Raw genomic sequence first — 276 nt, forward strand, 5'->3', positions numbered from 1 at the left:
GTATACCTGTTCAAGCTCCTGTGGCTCAGCAAGTTAGCTCAGCAGCGGTTTCTGCACCAACAGCCGGACTAACACAGCAACAAGTGTTAGACACTATGCTCAATGTGGTCGCAGACAAAACCGGTTACCCAACAGAAATGCTTGAACTTGGCATGGACATGGAAGCAGACCTTGGTATTGACTCAATCAAGCGGGTAGAAATTCTCGGTACAGTCCAAGATGAGCTTCCAGGTTTACCTGAACTGAGCCCAGAAGATTTAGCCGAGTGTCGCACCC

The 276-nt window shown here is 49.3% G+C and carries 1 protein-coding gene; it reads left to right on the forward strand.

Features of this window, described 5'->3' with window-relative positions:
* A partial coding sequence (locus tag AAEY88_RS13390; RefSeq protein WP_350563175.1) for a phosphopantetheine-binding protein occupies positions 1-276 on the forward strand: 276 nt, incomplete at both ends.

Source organism: Psychrobacter sp. CAL346-MNA-CIBAN-0220 (assembly GCF_040309805.1).
GTDB lineage: Bacteria > Pseudomonadota > Gammaproteobacteria > Pseudomonadales > Moraxellaceae > Psychrobacter.